A 20142-nucleotide genomic window follows, 5' to 3' on the forward strand; every position below is an offset into this window, starting at 1 on the left:
TGATTACGAGAAAAGGAGCTTTTTAGCTCCTTTTTTTGTGCCTGAAATTTAACAAATTGCATCGCAATGTCACCTTTAAAGCTATCTGTAGTCGCTCTCATTAATTCGAGCCAATTAGATGCCAAACACACCAACTAAAACTGTTTGCTGGACTCGCATTTTTACGTGGCTTTGGTATATACTGTGCGCGTAGATAAAAAGGTTTATCTACGGTTATTAACATCATTGCCAATTGTAGTACTTAATTGATTTCCAACTGAATACAATTATGTACTGTAATTGGTACTTTGATGGAACACTTATTTAGATTTAAAGGATATTTTAAGTGCAAGCAATTATAAAAGAATTTCAACTAGGTCAACACACTGTAACCCTAGAAACAGGTGCAATCGCACGTCAAGCAGACGGCGCAGTACTAGCAAGCATTGGCGATACGTCAGTACTAGTAACGGTTGTTGGTAAGCGTGAAGCACAGCCAGGTCAAGACTTCTTCCCACTAACAGTTAACTACCAAGAGCGTATGTACGCTGCAGGTCGTATCCCAGGTGGTTTCCTTAAGCGTGAAGGTCGTCCTAACGATGGCGAAACACTAATTGCACGTCTTATTGACCGTCCAATTCGTCCACTTTTCCCAAATGGTTTTGTAAACGAAGTACAAGTTATTGCAACTGTTGTATCTGTAAACCCTGAAATCCAACCTGATATGGTTGCGATGATTGGTACATCAGCAGCACTTGCTATCTCTGGCATCCCGTTCAGCGGTCCAATTGGTGCAGCTCGTGTTGGTTACATTGGTGGCGAATACGTTCTTAACCCAACGTTAAAAGAACTTGAAGAGAGCCAACTTGATTTAGTTGTTGCTGGTACTGACAACGCAGTACTTATGGTTGAATCAGAAGCAGACGTACTTGCTGAAGACGTAATGCTAGGCGCGGTTGTATACGGCCATGAGCAATCACAGTCTATCATCAATGCTATTAACGAATTTAAAGCAGAAGCAGGCAAGCCTACTTGGGATTGGACTGCACCTGAGAAAAACGTATCGCTTGAAGAGAAAGTAGCTGAACTTGCTGCTGATAAAGTAGGCGAAGCTTACCGTATTACTGATAAAGTAGCGCGTAAAGAAGCACTTGGCGTAGCTAAAGATGCAGTTATCGAAGCACTTTCAAGCGAGCTTGCTGAAGGCGAAACGCTTGATAAGCAAGAAGTGGGTAAAGTATTCGGTTCACTTGAGAAGAAAATTGTTCGTGGCCGTATCGCTGCAGGCGAAAAACGTATCGATGGTCGCGAACCAGATATGATCCGTGCACTAGACGTAATGACTGGCGTATTACCGCGTACTCACGGTTCTGCTATCTTCACACGTGGTGAAACACAAGCATTAGTAACAGCAACGCTTGGTACAGAACGTGATTCACAGTTAATCGACGATTTAACGGGCACGCACAAAAACCACTTTATGCTTAACTACAACTTCCCTCCATTCTGTGTAGGTGAAACTGGTTTTGTTGGTTCTCCTAAGCGTCGTGAAATTGGCCACGGTAACCTAGCTAAGCGTGGTATCCAAGCAGTAATGCCAACATTGACTGACTTCCCATATTCAATCCGTGTTGTATCTGAAATCACTGAATCAAACGGTTCATCTTCAATGGCGTCTGTGTGTGGTACATCACTAGCACTTATGAACGCGGGTGTTCCAATTAAAGCTTCTGTTGCAGGTATTGCGATGGGTCTAGTTAAAGAAGACGAGAAATTCGTTGTTCTTTCTGACATCTTAGGTGATGAAGATCATTTAGGTGACATGGACTTTAAAGTAGCAGGTACTACTAACGGTATTACTGCATTGCAAATGGATATCAAGATTGAAGGTATCACACAAGAAATCATGCAAATTGCGCTTAAACAAGCAAAAGCAGCACGTTTACACATATTAGAAGTGATGGACGAAGCGATTTCTGCTCCTTCTGAAGAGCTTTCAATGTTTGCTCCGCGCATTTACACAATGAAAATTCCACAGAAGAAAATTGCTGAAGTTATTGGTAAAGGTGGCGCTACTATTCGTCAACTTACTGAAGAAACAGGCACAACAATTGAAATCGGTGATGACGGTACAATTAAAATTGCCGCTACTGACGGTGAAAGCGCTGCAAATGCAATCAGCCGTATTGAGCAATTAACAGCAGAACTTGAAGTAGGTACTATCTACGAAGGTAAAGTTGTACGTATTGTAGACTTCGGTGCGTTTGTAAATATTCTTCCTGGTAAAGATGGTTTAGTGCATATTTCTCAAATTAGCACAGAGCGCGTTAATAACGTTGCTGATCACCTTAGCGAAGGTCAAGAAGTTAAAGTTAAAGTACTAGAAGTAGACCGTCAAGGCCGTGTACGTCTTAGTATTAAAGAAGCAATGGAATCAGCTGCGCCAGCGGCAGATACGTCAACTGACGCTTAATTGCTAATACTCAATCCAGATATTTTCTGGATAATATAAAAGGGGGCTGTTTAGCCCCTTTTTTTATGCTTTAATGAGGGACTTGAATTTAAACAAAGATTATTCAAGGAAGCTAAATTACTTGCGATGATACATAGTGTATGTGCAACTATGAACCAAATCATTCGTCGTCAGTCATAAGGCTACCAACCTTGGTATTAAGGATTTTAATGATTTTCAAACACATTGCTTTGGCGTCTTTTGCTATTTTGTCTTTAAGCGCTTGCCAAACAACAACCCAATCAGAATCAGCACCTGTAGTAAACGTGCCTTTCACTGCGCCCTTAGCGTCTGATTTTCGCAGTGAAATAGCTATTGCACGTTATTCAGAATTGCTTAATAGAGCTGATTTAACACCAGAGCAACAAGCAAAGTTATATTACGATCGCGGAGTGCTGTTTGATAGTTTAGGCATGACCACTTTATCGCGTATTGACTTTAACCGTGCGGTAAAACTTAAGCCTGATTTAGCTGAGGTGTATAATTTTTTAGGTATTCAACACACATTAATGCAGCAATATGAAAAAGCATATGAGCTTTTTGATTCTGCGTTAGAGCTAGATGAAGAACACGAATACGCTTACTTAAACCGCGGTATTGCGCTTTATTATGGTGATAGGCCCAGTATTGCAAAAACAGACTTCAGTCAATTTTTAGCGCGTTCTCCTAACGACCCTTATCGCGTATTGTGGGTGTATTTAGCACAAGCTAAATTAGACAAAGATTCAGCAGTTGCGGAGCTAAAAACTAACTCTAAAGCGCTTGATGACTCGCAATGGGCATATCAGTTAATCTCACTTTTTGCGGGTGATATGAGTGAACATACATTTTTATCTGGTGTAAGCGATGGCGTTAAGTCAGAGCAAGAATATGCCCAACGTTTGTGCGAAGCTTATTTTTACTTAGCAAAGCTACACCAAGCAGCGGGTGATACCTATGTTGCCGCTGATTATTTTAGATTGGCGCTATCTACTAATGTACATGAGTTTATAGAATATAAATATGCTCGCTTAGAGCTTGAACTTTTAATGGAAGCAGACGCAAGTTAGTGTGTTAAAAACAACATTAGCATTACTTTTTAGCTTGTTGGTTGCAGGGTCGAGCAACAGCTATGGTGGTATTGGCTTTTGGCAGGTTTTAAATGCCAAAGCCGAACCGCTACAATTATATTGGCAGTTTCCTCGCTACTTTTTAGCAAATATAAATAAACTGCCTAAAAATACTCTTGGCCTACTTGCTAGGCATCACATACCTTCTGCTCAATATGAGTATTCTTTACACCTGATCAAAAAAGACCAAGCTGAAGCAGCGAAATTATTTTGGCGACTGAGTTTACCAAAAATAAATAATTTTCAGCTGGCCAAGTTAGCCGAGCAATTACTTGTTAATAAGCAGTGGGACGATCTTAAATTTTTAAACACGTTAGGCTACCTAGAGCCTGGTTTTGTATTAAATCACCTTAACTTACACAATGGTGTTATTCACACACAGATCCCCGAACCATTTTTGCACTCATTGGACTTTTTATCGTTAAATTCTACTATTGCGGTAAATAGAAAATGCCAGTTTAATGTTTTAACGATGAGCGATCATCGAAGTGGACTTTATAAGTTATCGGCATTAATCAAAACTTATAATAAAAATCCGGAGCCAAGACAGGACACTTTTTGCTTTAGTAAGCCCGTGTATGTGGGTGGTGCTTTAAAGTGCAATAATAGCATGAGCGAAGCGGCTAATTGTGATTGGCAATCTACTTTAATAAATAAACAATTTTTAAGAAAATTTGATTTTGTTGTAATGATGCCCAAATATGGAAGTGCTAATGTTAGCCGAGGAATTATGCAATTAAATTCAGATGCCAATTATGGGATTTTCTTGCATGAGCTAATGCACTTTAATGGCTTTGAAGATGAGTATGTTTTACCCAAAGCTAAGCAGGCTTGGTTGTGTAAAATGAGAGGCTTAGTTGCTCCTAACTTGTATATTGCACAAAAAGATGAAAAATCACCAAAAGGTTGGCATAGAAGTAAAAGCTGCCAGAGTGGCGGTGTAGCCTACAAACCAAGTAAAGACTGGTCAATTCTAGAATATCAACAGATAAAGCTCTCTGATCAATACAGGGCCCTTTGGTTAGCACATATAGATAAAATTAAGCGTTAATATGTCTATAACCATTGGTTTTTAAGTCCCTATTTTCTCACTTAAAATTAACTCAACATGCTTCGCTTTTTATAGACAAAATATCTGTTATTGAGTATAACTATTACCATTAATGTCGTTTAAAAACAGGCAGTAAAAGCATCACTTAATGTATAAAAGTGGCGCCCTGATAAACTTATGATTATAAAAGGCCCTACATTATGACTTTGCTCTGGATACCCTTGTTATCCTTGATTGGCAGTGTTATTTCTGCATTCACAGGCAAACTTTCTCGCAATCAAAGTACATTTGCTACTGTGCTTGCACCGTTAACCGCTTTGGGGATTACTTTATACCATGCACCTGCGGTTCTTGCCGGTGAAACTATCCGCTATTCCTTAGCGTGGATCCCCTCTATTGGTCTTGATTTATCGCTTCGTATAGACGGTTTAAGCCTCTTGTTTATGTTTATGATATTAGGCATTGGTTTGCTTGTTATTGTATATACACGTTATTACCTCAGCGCCAATGACTCAATGGCTAAGCTTTATAGCTACTTAATGTTATTTATGACAGCAATGCTAGGCATTGTTATGTCTAATAACGTTATACAGCTATGGCTATTCTGGGAATTAACCAGTATCAGTTCTTTTTTATTGATAAGTTATTGGTGGCATAAATCTGAAGCGCGTAAGGGCGCGCGAATGGCTTTAGCCGTAACAGGGGCGGGTGGTTTAGCACTACTTGGCGGGTTAATGTTGCTAGGTGATATTGTTGGCAGTTATGACTTAGATGTTATTTTGGCAAGTAAAGCCATTATTCAATCCCATGATTTATACGAGTTAGCACTTGTTTTAGTATTGCTGGGTGCATTTACTAAATCGGCTCAGTTTCCGTTTCATTTTTGGTTACCTCATGCAATGGCTGCCCCTACGCCCGTTAGCGCTTACTTGCACTCAGCAACGATGGTTAAAGCCGGTATCTTTTTACTTGCGCGCTTTTATCCAGCTTTAGCTGGAACCGAAATGTGGTTTTTATTAGTTGGTTTAACTGGCTTAGCTACATTGTTATTTGGTGCTTACATAGCGTTATTTAAGCACGATTTAAAGGGTTTACTTGCGTATTCGACAATTAGCCATTTAGGTTTGATCACGCTATTGCTTGGCCTTGATACCGAGCTTGCAACGGTTGCAGCCATATTTCATATAATTAACCACGCAACATTTAAAGCGTCGTTATTTATGGCTACCGGTATTATTGACCATGAAACAGGCACGCGTGATATGCGTAAACTTAATGGTATGTGGCGGTTTATGCCTTATACCGCAACTCTTGCAATGGTTGCTGCTGCAGCTATGGCGGGCGTACCTCTACTCAATGGTTTCTTATCGAAAGAAATGTTTTTTGCCGAAACACTACATCAACAAGTACTTGGATCTATGTCATGGTTAATACCGGTACTTGCGACGGTGGCAGGTGCATTTGCAGTAGCCTATTCAGCACGCTTTATTCACGATGTATTTTTTAACGGCGACCCAATAGACTTGCCTAGAACACCGCATGAACCACCACGTTATATGCGTGTGCCAATAGAAATACTGGTTGTGCTATGTATTTTGGTGGGTATTTTCCCAAGCTTTACTGTTGATAGTATTTTATCTGCGGCGTCATTAGCGGTGTTAGGGGAAGCGATGCCAGAGTACAAGTTAACAATTTGGCATGGTTTTAATCTACCGTTACTGATGAGTGCAATGGCCGTTGTAGGTGGTTTGTTTATTTACGTGAATCGCAAATATTTATTTCAATTTCAGGCTTCACTGCCCACATTAAATGCTAAAAAAACCTTTGAACGTGCAGTGCTGAGTGTAGTTGCATGGTGTCAGAGCAAGATTAACAGCACTGAAAATGGTTCTTTACAGCGCTATTTGGTTATTATGCTGGGTGTCGTATTACTTTGTGCCGGTTGGCCATTATTTGAAATGCAACAATTAGCTGGCAGTATGCCGCGCACACCTGTTGATGTGCATAATGCGATTGGTGCTGGTTTATTAATAATTGGCGCAATAGCCACCGTTATTTGGCACAGATCGAGAATGGTCGCATTGTTGATGCTGTCTATTGTAGGCTTAATGGTGTCGGTTTTATTCACTCGTTTTTCTGCGCCAGATTTAGCGTTAACTCAGCTTACTGTTGAGGTGGCCACTATTATATTGCTTATGCTTGCGTTGTTCTTTTTACCTCAACATACGCCTAAAGAGTCTAGCTCGTTGCGAGTACTGCGCGACTTAGGAATTGCCTCTACTATTGGTGTAGTGGTTGCGAGTATTTGTTATGCGATATTAACGCGTCCATTAAATTCTATTTCTGATTACTTTGTCGCTAATGCCAAAACAGGTGGTGGCGGTACAAATGTGGTTAACGTTATTTTGGTCGACTTTAGGGGATTTGACACCCTAGGTGAAATAACGGTACTGGGTATAGCCGCATTAGGGATATTTAAAGTGCTTTCACGTATTCCATTATTTATGCCTGCCAGTGATAGCGAAGGACGTCCATGGGCGCGTGAGCGTTACCCAATATTACTTGCAAGTATTTCACAAAGCTTATTGCCGTTGGCGTTGTTAGTATCAGCGTATATATTCTTGCGTGGTCACAACTTACCAGGCGGTGGTTTTATTGCTGGTTTGGTTACGTCAATTGCTTTCATCTTGCAGTACATGGCACATGGCTCTAACTGGATCACCGAGCGTTTTGACATCAACTACCGTAAAATTATTGCCTCGGGGATAGGTATCGCAATGTTTACTGGTGTAGGCAGCTGGTTCTTCGGTAGGCCATTTTTAACCACGTGGTTTGATTACTTTGATATTCCGTTTGTAGGTAAAACAGAACTTGCTAGTGCAATTGTGTTTGACCTTGGCGTGTACCTCACCGTAGTAGGTGCAACATTAATGATTTTAGCTAGTTTGGGTAATATGACTTCCGATGCCCCTAAAAAAGAGGTGAATATTTAATGGAGCTATTATACGCATCGTGCGTTGGTGTATTAGTTAGCTGCGGTATATTTTTACTGTTGAGAGCACGGACGTTTCCTGTAGTACTGGGTCTTACCATGATTTCGTATGCAGTAAACTTATTTTTATTTTCATCGGGGCGTTTAACTATAAATAAAGCAGTGGTACTTGGTACCGGGGCAGATTACGCAGATCCACTTCCTCAAGCCTTGGTTTTAACCGCAATTGTAATTGGTTTTGCAATGACAGCATTTGTGGTTATTTTGGCTATTCGTGGACGTGCTGATTTAGGGAGCGATCATGTTGATGGAAGCCCAGTTAAATCAGCTGCTGTAGTTAAGGAGCAAAAATGATTCAACATTTAGCATCCTTACCTATTTTATTACCTATGCTTGCAGCGGTTATTTTGTTACTTCCACCGTGTGGTAAAAGTGTAAAAATTCGCCGTTACGCATCAAATGCTATGGCGCTTATTACGTTTGCCGTTAGTGTGTTTTTATTAATGCATATTTACAATACGGGTATCAGTGTTTATGCCATTGGTGATTGGTCGGCCCCTTTTGGGATAGTACTTGTGGCCGACAATTTATCAACATTACTCGTAGCGCTAACCTCGTTTTTAGGGCTTGGGGCCATTTTATATGGCAGTGCGGGCGATGATGAAAAAGGAAGCTTTTATCACCCACTTGTTCATTTTTTAGTATTGGGTGTTAACGGCGCTTTTTTAACGGGTGATTTGTTTAACCTGTTTGTATTTTTTGAAGTTTTACTTATTGCATCGTATGCATTACTTATGCACGGTGGCGACAAACAAAACACACGTGCAGCGCTACAATATGTCATTTTAAATTTAGTGGGCTCAAGTGTATTTTTAATAGGTTTAGGTATTTTATATGGCGTATTAGGTACATTGAATATAGCTGATATGGCGCAAAAGGTATCACAGCTTAATGGTGACGATGTATTTATTGCTAAAGCCGGTGGTTTATTACTACTTATTGTATTTGCTTTAAAAGGTGCATTATTGCCCCTACATTTATGGCTTCCAAATACCTATGCAAGCGCTAAACCTGTTGTTGCAGCCTTATTTGCTATTATGACTAAGGTGGGCGTTTATGCCATGCTGCGTGTTTACACCGTGATATTTGGTGAACAGGCGGGTGCACTTGAGCACATGGTACAACCTTGGCTTTGGGGATTAGCAATTGCCACTATTATCGTCGGAGCTATGGGCGCAATAGCCGCGCAAGACTTGCGTAAGTTAACTGCTAATTTAGTGTTAGTGTCGGTAGGTACATTAGTTGCGTTAGTGGCTTTACAAAATGTAAATGCAACGGCTGCATTATTGTATTACTTAGTGCATTCAACATTAGTGAGTGCCGCGTTATTTTTATTAGCCGACTTAATTGCTAAGCAACGTGGAAAAGTTGCCGACAGGCTTGTTGGTGGGCGTGCAGTTAAACAGCCGCTTTTACTTGGGGCATGTTTTGTTGTTGCCGCTTTAACAGTAGTAGGTATGCCGCCGTTATCTGGCTTTGTTGGTAAAATATGGATACTAAAATCAACTTTAAATAGTGAGCAGGCCTTAGTATTTTGGCCCGTTTATTTAATAACAAGCTTTGCATTGCTAGTTGCACTTTCTCGTGCGGGTACAAGCTTGTTTTGGGAAAGAAAAGATAAACGCAGCGAAAGCCCAGACTGCGCTGATGCAAACCCATTACAAGTTACGGTAATTATAGGGTTACTCGCATGTTCGCCATTATTAGTTATTTTTGGCGGGCCGATTAGCGAATACATGGTAGGTGCTGCTACGCAATTACATGATATTAGCGGTGGCATAAATGCTGTACTAAAAGGAGGCATGTAATGAGACTGCAAGCCCGTTTTCGTTGGTTACCAACACCATTTCGTAGCTTATTTTTGTTTATAGTATGGTTGTTGCTCAATAATAGTGTTTCGGTTGGTCATATTGTACTGGCAACATTTTTTGCTATTTTTATTCCTATTTTAAGCTTCTCGTTTAGAGATCCTCAGCCGCTTATATTAAAGCCAGGGCTAGCTCTAAAACAATTTTTAATTGTACTTTACGATATTATTGTAGCTAACTTACAGGTTGCGTTATTAATTGTTGGGCCTTCCAAAAAATTACGCCCCGCATTTATTAAAGTCCCCTTAGACTTAACACACGATATGCCGATTACAATTTTAGCAAGCAGTGTGTCGTTAACACCCGGTACTGTCAGTGCGGAGGTGTATCCTATTCCTGAATCGTTAGCACAGGGCGAGGAAATGACACAGCGTTATTTGCTCATACATGTACTTGACCTTGATAACGAAGCTGAGCTTATCAAGCATATTAAAAAGCGTTACGAAGCTCCACTAAAGGAGATATTTCAATGTTAGATACCGTATTACTTATCGTTTTTGCCATGATAGGGCTCTCTTTATTACTTAATTTGTGGCGCCTTATTATAGGGCCTTCGATTCCTGATAGAGTTTTAGCCCTTGATACTATGTATATTAATGTTATTGCACTTATTGTTTTATACAGCATAAGTATGGGAACAGGCTTGTATTTTGAGGCTGCATTGTTGATAGCCATGTTAGGGTTTGTGAGTACTGTTGCGGTGTGTAAGTATTTACTACGTGGCGATATAATTGAATAGGGTGGCAAGATGATTAGCGAGTGGGTTGTATCAATTTTATTGTTATTTGGCGGCACGTTTATTTTAATTGGCTCGTTAGGCTTATTAAAACTGCCCGATTTTTTTATGCGTTTACATGGCCCAACAAAGGCCACCACTTTAGGTATGGCAAGTATATTAATTGCCGCCATGGTATTTTTTGCAAACTCTGAAACGGGTTTAAGTGTTAAGGAAATATTGATCACTATATTTCTATTAATTACCGCCCCAATAAGTGGCTATATGTTAATTAAGTCGGCTATTCATCACAAACTTAAGCCAAAAGAGGGAACCAAAGGCCTAGACAACATTGAAGATGATTAAGCTTTATTAATTATTACACTATCTGGGTAGTGTAATACCAATGAGCGTTCTTAAACCGAATAAAGAAATTTATTCGGTTTTTTGTTATTAAAGAAGTCGTTAACGCTTTTATTTAAGAGTGATTAATTGAGCTTGAGAACATAATTGCACGTATTAAGCCTTACAAATTGACAAGAAACTTTAAATTTTATGAATAACATAAACCCAAAAAAATTACTCAATAGTAAATGGACTGCAACGCCCGCTATCAATAAAGAAAAGCACTTTGTAATTGTGGAGGTAGAGTACGATGAAGAAGCTAACGTGATAGCGTGTATTACTGAGTCTGTGTTTTCTAAAAACCAATACCCCATTAGTTGGCGCGATCTCAAAAACACAGAAAAATGGCGTCAAGGCTGGAAATAATTTTAATAAATTTATATAAATCAATGGATTGAACTTTAAATGTATAGTTAAAGTAGTTTAAAACCATCAATTTTAGGGAAGATGAGATTGATAAAAAGTAATACCAACAATAAAAAACCAGCATTTAGCTGGTTTACAAAAGTGTTTAGCTAACAGCTATTTTTCATCTGCGTATTTTACGCGAATCTTACTTTTATCAACGGTTAATTGATTAAGTGCTTTAATAGCGCTTTTGCTTTCAATATCGTTTGGCATTTCTACAAAGGCAAATCCTTTAGATTGGCCAGTTTCTTTATCGAGTACTAAGTTACAGGTAGTCACTTTGCCGTGCGCTGAAAACAGTGTACGAAGATCTTGCTCTGATGTAGTGCGAGATAAGTTACGAACTAATAATTTCATATTTAACCTAAATAATGGTATCGGGTAGATTATCTCAAGTAACTTGGTTTTAACCTAATTATATTTTTAGCATCGTTACTTCTATTAGTTTAAAACACTTAACTAGCCCTTAAAGCGAATAATGAGTTATTGGTAATAAATAACTAGTTATTAAAATCAATAATTGGTAAGTTGTATTTTTAAAAGTTTACTTACCATTAACGTGTTGGGCTGGTTTGTTATGTCGATATTTCGTTTGAGTGTATTAAATATCTATACTGTGTGCTTTTTAAGTTTTTCATTATTGGGCTGTGGGAGTTCAAGTTCGAAAAATGAGTCGGTCAGCTCTGAGCTGTCGGTACAATCTGCCGCAATTATCAGTGGTGAAATATCAGCAAATATAGAAAACAATCGTCAAAGTGCAGTTGTGGGTGAGCTTTCTATAACAGATGAGCAAGCTGGTGAGGCGGTGTTTATTGCTCAGACGAGCAGTCAAACACGTTATGGTATATTTAATCTTTCAAGCAATGGTAGTTGGTCTTACACCTTGGACCTCGCTAACACAAACGTGACCGCTTTAGATATAGGTGACACATTACTTGATGAAATAGTAATTAGCTCTGCGGATGGCACTAAAGCGACAATAAGCATTACTGTTGTTGGCGTAGTACAGCCAGATAATTTTGTAGTAAGCGATAAAACAACCCTAAATGCTGATGGCGTTAATTTAGGGATCAGCGCTTATACCTTGATAGAAAGTGTATTTAGTGAAGGCTCAATTGAATCGCCTGATATGTATAGCGGTAATCATGAAGGTGTTATACATATAGTGGAAGATACAGACGCTATTGTAGGTAATCACTTTGTATTTTTAGCTCATCGCGATGAAGACCAAGATAAAGACAAAGGCCCGAGTGATCGTCAGCGTAACGAAATTAAGTCCTATGATAAATCACCCCCGGCAACGCTTGCTTTTGAAAATGAAACCGTACAATACAACTGGAAGTTTAGAGTAAGTAGTGAGCTTGAGTTAACGAGTAAATTCAGTCACTTTTTTCAAATAAAAGCCCGTAACGATACCAACGACAATACCAATGGCAACGACGATCAACCTATCATTACGCTCTCTGGTGCTCAAAAAAACAGTACAGGGAACCAGTTACAAGTAAGGTATAGCGCAGGTTTTGATGAAAACGGTAACAGTACAGGGCTTGATAAAAACCTTTTAGAAACAGATTGGTCACTTATAACCGATGAGTGGATACAGGTTTTTGTTCAAGCCACATTTAGCGAGGAGGGGCAATTTGAGATGACCCTTACCCGCTTAAGCGACAATGAAGAACTATTGAATATAAACGAGCAAAACATAGATATGTGGCGAGGCGTTAGCGATGATGACTTTGCACGCCCTAAATGGGGAATTTACCGCTCAATAGTAGAGACCGATAGCCTTCGCGCTGAAGAAGAGCAGGTACGATTTGCTGATTTTGTGATTAAGAAAGGTTCTTTAATAAAGTAATCGACATAATACAAATATAAAATCCACAAAACAGCCCTTAGCAATTTAATTGCTAAGGGCTGTTTTAATGCGTTTTAAAAAGTAACTATTTTACTTCTTTACCGGCAGCTTGTTGGTCAGCGTGGTAGCTTGAACGAACGAATGGGCCAGAGGCTGCATGTGTAAAGCCAATTTCATCAGCGTACTCTTTCAACGCGTCAAACTCTGCAGGCGGCACGTAACGTTTAACTGGCAAGTGATGCTTAGAAGGTTGTAAATATTGCCCAACGGTTAGCATGTCAACGTTATGAGCACGTAGATCACGAAGTACTTCTTCTATTTCGCTAATCTCTTCACCCAGACCAACCATTAAGCCAGATTTAGTTTTTACTTCTGGGTGTGCTTCTTTAAAGCGACGAAGTAATTCTAACGACCATTTGTAATCGGCACCTGGGCGCGCAAGCTTGTACAAACGCGGTGCTGTTTCTAGGTTGTGGTTAAACACATCAGGCGGTGTCTCAATTAAAATTTCAAGAGCACGGTCCATACGGCCACGGAAATCGGGTACTAAAATTTCGATGGTAATGGTTGGGTTGTGCTTACGAATTTCACGGATACAATCGGCAAAGTGCTGTGCGCCGCCATCACGAAGATCATCACGGTCAACCGAAGTAATTACAACGTAGCTAAGCTTCATGTCTTTAATTGTTAGTGCAAGCTTTTCAGGCTCTGCTGCATCAGGTTTTAATGGGCGACCATGAGCAACATCACAAAATGGGCAACGACGCGTACAAATAGCACCTAAAATCATAAAGGTTGCTGTACCGTGGTTAAAGCACTCTGATAGGTTTGGGCACGATGCCTCTTCACATACTGAGTGTAAGCCGTGCTTACGCATGGCTTGTTTAATACCGTCAATACGCTCTGTTGACTTTGGTAAGCGAATTTTAAGCCACTCTGGCTTACGCAACATTTCAGTTTTTTCTGTTGGTAAAACTTTAACGGGGATCAACGCCATTTTTTCTGCGTCGCGTAGTTTTACACCTGGTTCCATTTTGACTGGTTTATTCATTCGTTTTCAAACCCTTCAGTATGCTTAACCTGTGCTGCATTAAGCTTTTTAATCATGTGTTTTACGAGTCCTTCACCTGCGCTTTGTAGGTTTTGAGGACCCTCTAATTCTTTTGTTTGCACCATATTCATACCGGCATAACCACACGGGTTGATGCGTAAAAATGGACTTAGGTCCATGTTAACATTTAATGCTAAGCCATGAAATGAGCAGCCGCGGCGAACTCTTAAACCTAATGATGCAATTTTGCTGTCGTTAACGTAAACACCAGGGGCGTCGGCTTTAGCGTATGCTTCAATATTGTATTCAGCAAGCGACTCTATAATGCACTCTTCGAGCCAAGTAACAAGTTCACGCACACCTATCTTTAAACGACGTAGGTTAAATAATACGTACATCATTTGTTGGCCAGGGCCGTGGTAGGTAACTTGGCCACCGCGATCAACTTTAATTACTTCAATGTCGCCAGGGGCAAGTAAATGCTCGTCTTTTCCTGCTTGGCCTTGAGTAAATACACTTTCGTGCTCTACAAGCCAAATTTCATCAGGGGTGTTTTCATCACGTGTATCGGTAAAGTCTTGCATTTTTTGCCAAATAGGCATGTAACGCTGGCGACCTAATTGGCGTACGATTAAAGTGTTTTCGCTCACATCAAATCTCAACTATGGCTTAAAGCATATGGCGTACGTCATCGATATTACTGATCACGTTGTAAATTTCTTCAATGTGTTTACCACTTGTAACCGTAGCTACTAGCGTAACAGACTCATAATTACCTTTACTGCTTGGTTTTACTTTTGGTGCGTAGTCGCCCGGAGCAATAGGTTGTAATTTTGCTAATATTTGATCTGTTAAATTAACGTTGGCTAAACCCATAATTTTAAATGTAAATGGGCAAGGGTACTCTAAGTACTCATCAAATTTAGTATTTTTAACTGGTTGAACCACGTTAGTGACTCCTCATACAAAAGTGTGAACTCTATGTAAAGCACGAAGCTTAATACAGATAGGCGTTTAGCAGTGATGCATATATGGGGCGCATTCTAGCATTTTTCAAGCAAAAAAAAACGCCCCACAATGGAGGCGCTTAAATTATATATACTTAGTCATTTACAATTTATTGCATGATCTGTAAACGTAAGTAGTCATAAATTTTACTAAAGAAGCTGCCTTCTTCCACTTCTTCAAGTGTCACTAGTGGGTATTGCGCAATGTCTTCCCCTTCTAGTTGCAAGAATAAAGTGCCTACTTTAGTGCCTTTAGCTAATGGTGCTTCAAGGGTGTTGTCTAGCTCAAAGTTAGCTTTTAGGTTTTTATGCTGACCACGTGGAATAGTGATAGGTGTGTCTTCTAAAATACCTAACGATACATTTTCTTTGTTACCCATCCAAATGCGCTGCTCTGCAAAGCTGTCGCCCGCTTTGTAAGGTGTAATTGTTTCAAAAAAGCGAAAGCCGTAGTTAAGTAGTTTTTTGCTTTCTACTTTACGTGCACGCTCGCTTGAGGTGCCCATAACAACAGCAATTAAACGCATACCATTTTTAGTGGCTGATGTAACTAAGCTGTAGCCAGCTTCAGATGTGTGGCCTGTTTTTATACCATCTACGTCTAAGCTTTCATCCCATAATAGTGAGTTACGGTTGTATTGCTTAATACCATTGTAGGTGTATGATTTTTCTTTATAAATAGCATACTCTTCAGGTACATCTCTGATAAGTGCGGCGCTTAGCGTGGCCATATCACGTGGTGTAGTATAGTGCTCATCAGTATCAAGGCCATGGCTATTAATAAAGTGGCTGTTAGTCATACCTAATTTAGCAGCGTGAGCATTCATTAAGTCGGCAAAAGCACTTTCACTGCCTGCTATGTGCTCAGACATAGCAACGCAGGCGTCATTCCCTGATTGAATAATAATGCCATGATTGAGCTCATCAACACTAATTTGCTTACCCACTTCGATAAACATTTTTGAAGACTCTGGGAAGTTTTTTGCCCATGCTTTTTCGCTAATTGTAACCATGTCGGTAGGGGCTATGTTACCAACTTTAATTTCTGTACCAATTACATAACTGGTCATCATTTTAGTTAAGCTTGCTGGCGCAAGTTTAGTATCGGCTTCGCCTTCAGCAATAACCTTACCTGTTGTAAAGTCTACTAAAAAATAACCCTTTGCATTAACTTGAGGTGGTGCCGGAATAATTTGGGCGCTGGCTGAAAATACGGCGGCTGAACAAACTAAGCCACATACACCTTTGAGGATTTTATGTTTAATTGATTTCATCATACTCATTAATGGTTAAAGTTAAAAATTCGCGTTACGCCATTCTATACCCAAACACCCCCGAGATGCGAGTGTGGTTAGGCTGGTTTGGGTATTTGTCTTACTGAGTGTAAAGCAAGAACGCGTTTTGAAATTGATTTTTTTTTAATTTTTTTAATACTTTTTCTGCATGTTGGGCGTTTTGTATTGGCCCCAAATGCAATCTGTAAATAGTGTCTTTTTTTACAATGTTTGTTGGTAATTTATATTGTTGGCGTAAGCGTTGTGCAAGGGCTTCAATATTTGCCAATGTACTGCCTGCAGCTACTTGAATATACGTTTTATTAGCAGCAGAATTCGAAAGCGTAACCGCTTCAAGCTTAACCTTTGCTGTACCGTGTGTATAGTAGCCTAGCTTGTATGCAGCCGCATATGACAGGTCAATAATTCTGTCATCATGAAAAGGCCCACGGTCGTTTACGCGTACAATTACTGACTTGCCATTTTGCGTGTTTGTAATGCGAACAAAACTAGGTAAAGGTAATGTTTTATGCGCCGCGGTCATGGCAAACATATCGTATATTTCACCATTTGAAGTGTGGTATCCGTGAAACTTTCTGCCGTACCACGATGCAATGCCTTCTTCTTTGTAACCCGTTTCGTCAAGCATTGGGGTATACCGTTTACCTAGCACCTCGTAGGGGCGAGAAGCACTAGCACTTTTTTGCACCTCAGTAACAATAGCATCCTGCATTTCAAGCGCTGTGGGTGCTCTAAGAGGGGCTGAATCATGGCGCATATGGTAACGCCCACTCGAACCACTACTACAGGCACTGACAGTGATAGCGATTAAGATGATTATTAGAGTCTGAGCGTAACGTTGCATTATTTTAAAAGCATCCTTTTGTCTGTCGCAATCGACATAATAATACCAAAGCCGGCCATTAGCGTAATCATCGATGTGCCACCATAACTTATCAGGGGTAAGGGCACACCAACAACAGGTAGTAGTCCCGATACCATGCCAATATTTACAAATATATAAACAAAAAAAGTTAAAGTCAGTGCGCCAGCTAACAGCTTTCCAAATGCGTCTTGTGCATTTACTGCAATATATAAGCTGCGGCCAATTATAAACAAATACAAGCTAAGTAAAACGCAGACACCAAATAAGCCAAACTCCTCACTTAATACCGAAAAAATAAAATCGGTATGCCGTTCAGGTAAAAACTCAAGTTGTGACTGTGTACCTTGCAACCAGCCTTTACCTTCGACACCGCCAGAACCAATGGCTATTTTAGATTGAATAATATGATAACCCGAGCCAAGAGGGTCGCTCTCCGGATCTAAAAATGTCAGTACGCGTTGTCGTTGATAAGCATGCATGCCGTACTGCCAAAATGGCCATGCAGCTAATGCAACTGCTGCACTTAAAAAGCTAATTAATCGCCAGCTCAACCCTGATAAAAAAAGTACAAATATGCCAGAGCTTGCAATCAGTATTGATGTTCCTAAGTCTGGTTGCTCTTTAATTAATAATGTAGGCATCATTACAATCGCAAAGCCGAAAATTAAGTGTAGTGGTCGTGGTGGTAAATGTTTACGGCCAATATACCAAGCCACCATCATAGGTACTGCAAGCTTCATTAATTCTGAGGGTTGAAAGCGAGTTAACCCTAAATCAAGCCAACGTTGCGCGCCTTTAGAGCTCACACCAAATAACAACACACCAACCAGCATTAATAACCCAACGCAGTACATCGGTATAGTGAGTCTTTTCAGTGTCGCGGGAGGAATTTGTGCAAGTACTACCATGGCAATGATGGCCACACCCATCCGCGTCATGTGTCTTATCATCATCGCTGACTCTTGGCCACTTGCGCTGTACACAACCGTGATGCTTCCAGCCATCATAAGTAAAATGGCAATAAGTAAAGGCAAGTCTAAATGCATGCGCATCCAAATAGAGCGCTTGTCATGCAGGGCGGTCATAGGGTGTTATTCCTTGCCAGTTCAACAGGGTTAGCTGCAAAGTAATAATCCATTAACTGCCTGGCAATAGGTGCGCCAACCGTGCTGCCACCACCATTATTTTCAACAACAATAGACACAACTATTTGAGGATTATTGTAAGGGGCAAACCCCACATAAATGGCATTATCGCGTTGTCGCTCTTTAAGTGATTCTGCATCGTATTTTTCACCTTGTGCAATGCTCACAACTTGTGCCGTGCCCGTTTTACCTGCAGGGTCGTAGTTTACGCCCTTAAACGCTTTGTGGGCGGTGCCTGTGACTTTAGTTACGGTATTATGCATAGCATCTATGGCTATACGCCAATTGTCAGGATTGTTCAGTACTACAGGTGGCTTTTCTTCATTATTTATTTGCGTCACATCGTCCTCTTTTTTAGCCACTTGCGCTAAGTGAGGAGGGTGGTTAACCCCTTTGTTAACAAGTATGTTAGTTGCATTAGCAATTTGAATCGGTGTTGCGGTCCAATACCCTTGGCCAATGCCTACAGAAATTGTATCGCCAGGCCACCAAGACTCTTTAAATCTGTTTTCTTTCCATTCTTTTGAAGGCAATATCGCGGTAGTTTCTTCGTGTATATCTATACCCGATAGGTCGCCAAAACCAAAATGCGCCATAAAATTACTAATTTTTGTAATGCCTAATCGGTACGCGGTATCGTAAAAGTACGTATCGCACGACTCTTCAATGGCTTTGTATACATCCACATGGCCATGCCCCCAACGTTTCCAGTCACGCCATTTGTGCTCTACGTTTCGTATTTCAAAAAAGCCCGGATCCCACATGGTTGTCCCTTCCGTCACCATGTTTTCTTCAAGTGCTAAAATAGCCATATGCGGTTTAATGGTGGATGCTGGTGCGTATCGGCCTTGTGTAGCCCTATTAATGAGTGGGCGATCTGGGTTAAGAAGTGCCTTATAATTTTTACTGCTAATACCGTGTACAAATAAATTGGGGTCGTAGCTTGGGTTCGAATATAGCGCAAGTATTCCGCCATCTTTTGCATCCATTACGACAACCGCACCGCGCATGTCTTTGAGTGCATGTTGGGCTATTTGTTGCAGGCCGATATCGAGCGTTAACACTAAATCACTACCTGGCTGCGGGGGAAGCATACTCAGGGTGCGGATAACACGACCACGGTTATTAACTTCTACACGTTGCGAACCGACTTGACCATGTAAAAGTTGCTCGTAGTATTTTTCAATACCGAGTTTGCCAATATCGTGGGTTGCACGATAGTTTGTGGCTTGGCCTTCTTGTTCGAGCTTGTTCAGCTCTTTTCGGTTTAGCTTTGCAACATAACCTAGGGCATGAGTAAGCGTGTCGCCGAATGGGTAATAACGTGCTAAACGAGCTTCGATACTAAACCCGGGAAATTTATGCTGGTTAACCGAAAATGTAGCAACATCGGCTTCATCAAGGCGCGCTTTAAGTACTTGTGATTTAAAACGGCGCGTGTTTTTTATATCTTTTAAAAAATCTTGTTTTTCTTGTTCTGTAATCGTGATTAGTTGGCTTACTTGTTCAAGTGATTTTTCAAGGTTATCAACGTCCTCGGGGATCACCTCGAGATTATAAACGGGTTTGTTCTCAGCAAGCAGTACACCGTTTCGGTCGTAAATTAAACCGCGATTAGGTGCAATAGGAATAACTTTAATACGGTTGTCGTTGGAGCGGGTTTGATAATCTTGGTGGTCTTTTACCTGAATGTTGTAAAGATTAGTAATTAAAACAGCTACTAACCCTAATACAAAAACAAAACCCACAAATGCACGCCGTGCAAACAAATTTGCTTCTGCGGAGTGATCGCGAATAGTGGGTCTTTGTTTTAGCATAGCAAGGC

At 40.4% G+C, this 20142-nt stretch carries 19 protein-coding genes; 11 read left to right on the forward strand and 8 right to left on the reverse strand.

What is annotated here, in order from left to right; all coding sequences use genetic code 11:
• Positions 1–325: 325 nt before the first annotated feature.
• From pnp to MTP24_RS05090, 10 genes are all read left to right on the forward strand, one after another.
• Positions 326–2452 (forward strand): polyribonucleotide nucleotidyltransferase, encoded by a 2127-nt coding sequence (pnp, locus tag MTP24_RS05045; RefSeq protein ID WP_006793378.1) that lies wholly within the window; start codon positions 326–328, stop codon positions 2450–2452.
• A gap of 209 nt (positions 2453–2661) precedes the next feature.
• Entirely contained in the window at positions 2662–3540 is an 879-nt protein-coding gene (gene nlpI, locus MTP24_RS05050; RefSeq protein WP_010555983.1) for a lipoprotein NlpI, read from the forward strand.
• Position 3541: 1 nt separating this feature from the next.
• Positions 3542–4651: a hypothetical protein gene (locus tag MTP24_RS05055; RefSeq protein WP_243533062.1), complete on the forward strand. Its 1110-nt coding sequence runs from the start codon at positions 3542–3544 to the stop codon at positions 4649–4651.
• 200 nt (positions 4652–4851) lie between these two features.
• Positions 4852–7644, forward strand: coding sequence for a monovalent cation/H+ antiporter subunit A (locus MTP24_RS05060; RefSeq protein ID WP_033025209.1), 2793 nt, complete (start codon positions 4852–4854; stop codon positions 7642–7644).
• Positions 7644–7997, forward strand: coding sequence for a Na+/H+ antiporter subunit C (locus tag MTP24_RS05065; RefSeq protein WP_006793383.1), 354 nt, complete (start codon positions 7644–7646; stop codon positions 7995–7997). The genes MTP24_RS05060 and MTP24_RS05065 overlap by 1 nt, the downstream gene beginning before the upstream one ends.
• The gene (locus MTP24_RS05070; protein WP_243533064.1) at positions 7994–9511 is read left to right on the forward strand and encodes a monovalent cation/H+ antiporter subunit D; all 1518 of its coding nucleotides are present in this window, start codon (positions 7994–7996) and stop codon (positions 9509–9511) included. Before MTP24_RS05065 ends, MTP24_RS05070 begins: the two co-directional genes overlap by 4 nt.
• The gene (locus MTP24_RS05075) at positions 9511–10047 is read left to right on the forward strand and encodes a Na+/H+ antiporter subunit E (RefSeq protein ID WP_006793385.1); all 537 of its coding nucleotides are present in this window, start codon (positions 9511–9513) and stop codon (positions 10045–10047) included. The genes MTP24_RS05070 and MTP24_RS05075 overlap by 1 nt, the downstream gene beginning before the upstream one ends.
• Positions 10041–10310, forward strand: coding sequence for a K+/H+ antiporter subunit F (locus MTP24_RS05080; protein WP_006793386.1), 270 nt, complete (start codon positions 10041–10043; stop codon positions 10308–10310). The genes MTP24_RS05075 and MTP24_RS05080 overlap by 7 nt, the downstream gene beginning before the upstream one ends.
• Before the next feature lie 9 nt (positions 10311–10319).
• Positions 10320–10652 (forward strand): Na+/H+ antiporter subunit G, encoded by a 333-nt coding sequence (locus MTP24_RS05085; RefSeq protein ID WP_006793387.1) that lies wholly within the window; start codon positions 10320–10322, stop codon positions 10650–10652.
• Between the two features lie 189 nt (positions 10653–10841).
• Positions 10842–11057: a TIGR02450 family Trp-rich protein gene (locus MTP24_RS05090; RefSeq protein ID WP_243533066.1), complete on the forward strand. Its 216-nt coding sequence runs from the start codon at positions 10842–10844 to the stop codon at positions 11055–11057.
• A 156-nt stretch (positions 11058–11213) separates the two neighbouring features.
• On the opposite strand, the gene MTP24_RS05095 is transcribed toward MTP24_RS05090, so the two are convergent.
• Entirely contained in the window at positions 11214–11456 is a 243-nt protein-coding gene (locus MTP24_RS05095) for a hypothetical protein (protein WP_006793389.1), read from the reverse strand.
• Positions 11457–11676: 220 nt separating this feature from the next.
• Between MTP24_RS05095 and MTP24_RS05100 the strand changes: the two genes are divergently transcribed.
• Positions 11677–12954: a VCBS domain-containing protein gene (locus tag MTP24_RS05100; protein WP_243533068.1), complete on the forward strand. Its 1278-nt coding sequence runs from the start codon at positions 11677–11679 to the stop codon at positions 12952–12954.
• Positions 12955–13039: 85 nt separating this feature from the next.
• On the opposite strand, the gene lipA is transcribed toward MTP24_RS05100, so the two are convergent.
• The 7 genes from lipA to mrdA form a co-directional block, all read right to left on the reverse strand.
• Positions 13040–14005: a lipoyl synthase gene (lipA, locus tag MTP24_RS05105; protein WP_004585911.1), complete on the reverse strand. Its 966-nt coding sequence runs from the start codon at positions 14003–14005 to the stop codon at positions 13040–13042.
• Positions 14002–14655 (reverse strand): lipoyl(octanoyl) transferase LipB, encoded by a 654-nt coding sequence (gene lipB, locus MTP24_RS05110; protein WP_006793391.1) that lies wholly within the window; start codon positions 14653–14655, stop codon positions 14002–14004. Before lipB ends, lipA begins: the two co-directional genes overlap by 4 nt.
• Before the next feature lie 19 nt (positions 14656–14674).
• Positions 14675–14953 carry a DUF493 family protein YbeD gene (gene ybeD, locus MTP24_RS05115; protein WP_006793392.1) on the reverse strand — a complete coding sequence of 93 codons (279 nt, stop codon included), beginning with the start codon at positions 14951–14953 and terminating at the stop codon, positions 14675–14677.
• Positions 14954–15122: 169 nt separating this feature from the next.
• The gene (locus MTP24_RS05120) at positions 15123–16286 is read right to left on the reverse strand and encodes a serine hydrolase (RefSeq protein WP_008128128.1); all 1164 of its coding nucleotides are present in this window, start codon (positions 16284–16286) and stop codon (positions 15123–15125) included.
• A 100-nt stretch (positions 16287–16386) separates the two neighbouring features.
• Positions 16387–17151 carry a septal ring lytic transglycosylase RlpA family protein gene (locus tag MTP24_RS05125; RefSeq protein ID WP_243533070.1) on the reverse strand — a complete coding sequence of 255 codons (765 nt, stop codon included), beginning with the start codon at positions 17149–17151 and terminating at the stop codon, positions 16387–16389.
• Positions 17151–18257 (reverse strand): rod shape-determining protein RodA, encoded by a 1107-nt coding sequence (gene rodA, locus MTP24_RS05130; protein WP_243533072.1) that lies wholly within the window; start codon positions 18255–18257, stop codon positions 17151–17153. The genes MTP24_RS05125 and rodA overlap by 1 nt, the downstream gene beginning before the upstream one ends.
• Positions 18254–20134 carry a penicillin-binding protein 2 gene (gene mrdA / locus MTP24_RS05135; RefSeq protein WP_243533074.1) on the reverse strand — a complete coding sequence of 627 codons (1881 nt, stop codon included), beginning with the start codon at positions 20132–20134 and terminating at the stop codon, positions 18254–18256. The genes rodA and mrdA overlap by 4 nt, the downstream gene beginning before the upstream one ends.
• Positions 20135–20142 lie beyond the last annotated feature (8 nt).

The organism is Pseudoalteromonas sp. APM04 (assembly GCF_022809815.1).
In the GTDB taxonomy this organism is placed as follows: Bacteria; Pseudomonadota; Gammaproteobacteria; order Enterobacterales; family Alteromonadaceae; genus Pseudoalteromonas; species Pseudoalteromonas marina.

Coding starts and splice junctions, on each gene's coding strand:
- rodA (WP_243533072.1), bottom strand. CDS start 18,257: ATGACCGCCCTGCATGACAAGCGCTCTATTTGGATGCGCATGCATTTA.
- MTP24_RS05065 (WP_006793383.1), top strand. CDS start 7,644: ATGGAGCTATTATACGCATCGTGCGTTGGTGTATTAGTTAGCTGCGGT.
- MTP24_RS05100 (WP_243533068.1), top strand. CDS start 11,677: ATGTCGATATTTCGTTTGAGTGTATTAAATATCTATACTGTGTGCTTT.
- MTP24_RS05070 (WP_243533064.1), top strand. CDS start 7,994: ATGATTCAACATTTAGCATCCTTACCTATTTTATTACCTATGCTTGCA.
- MTP24_RS05095 (WP_006793389.1), bottom strand. CDS start 11,456: ATGAAATTATTAGTTCGTAACTTATCTCGCACTACATCAGAGCAAGAT.
- lipA (WP_004585911.1), bottom strand. CDS start 14,005: ATGAATAAACCAGTCAAAATGGAACCAGGTGTAAAACTACGCGACGCA.
- MTP24_RS05120 (WP_008128128.1), bottom strand. CDS start 16,286: ATGAAATCAATTAAACATAAAATCCTCAAAGGTGTATGTGGCTTAGTT.
- MTP24_RS05125 (WP_243533070.1), bottom strand. CDS start 17,151: ATGCAACGTTACGCTCAGACTCTAATAATCATCTTAATCGCTATCACT.
- MTP24_RS05085 (WP_006793387.1), top strand. CDS start 10,320: ATGATTAGCGAGTGGGTTGTATCAATTTTATTGTTATTTGGCGGCACG.
- MTP24_RS05060 (WP_033025209.1), top strand. CDS start 4,852: ATGACTTTGCTCTGGATACCCTTGTTATCCTTGATTGGCAGTGTTATT.
- nlpI (WP_010555983.1), top strand. CDS start 2,662: ATGATTTTCAAACACATTGCTTTGGCGTCTTTTGCTATTTTGTCTTTA.
- mrdA (WP_243533074.1), bottom strand. CDS start 20,134: ATGCTAAAACAAAGACCCACTATTCGCGATCACTCCGCAGAAGCAAAT.
- MTP24_RS05080 (WP_006793386.1), top strand. CDS start 10,041: ATGTTAGATACCGTATTACTTATCGTTTTTGCCATGATAGGGCTCTCT.
- MTP24_RS05075 (WP_006793385.1), top strand. CDS start 9,511: ATGAGACTGCAAGCCCGTTTTCGTTGGTTACCAACACCATTTCGTAGC.
- MTP24_RS05090 (WP_243533066.1), top strand. CDS start 10,842: ATGAATAACATAAACCCAAAAAAATTACTCAATAGTAAATGGACTGCA.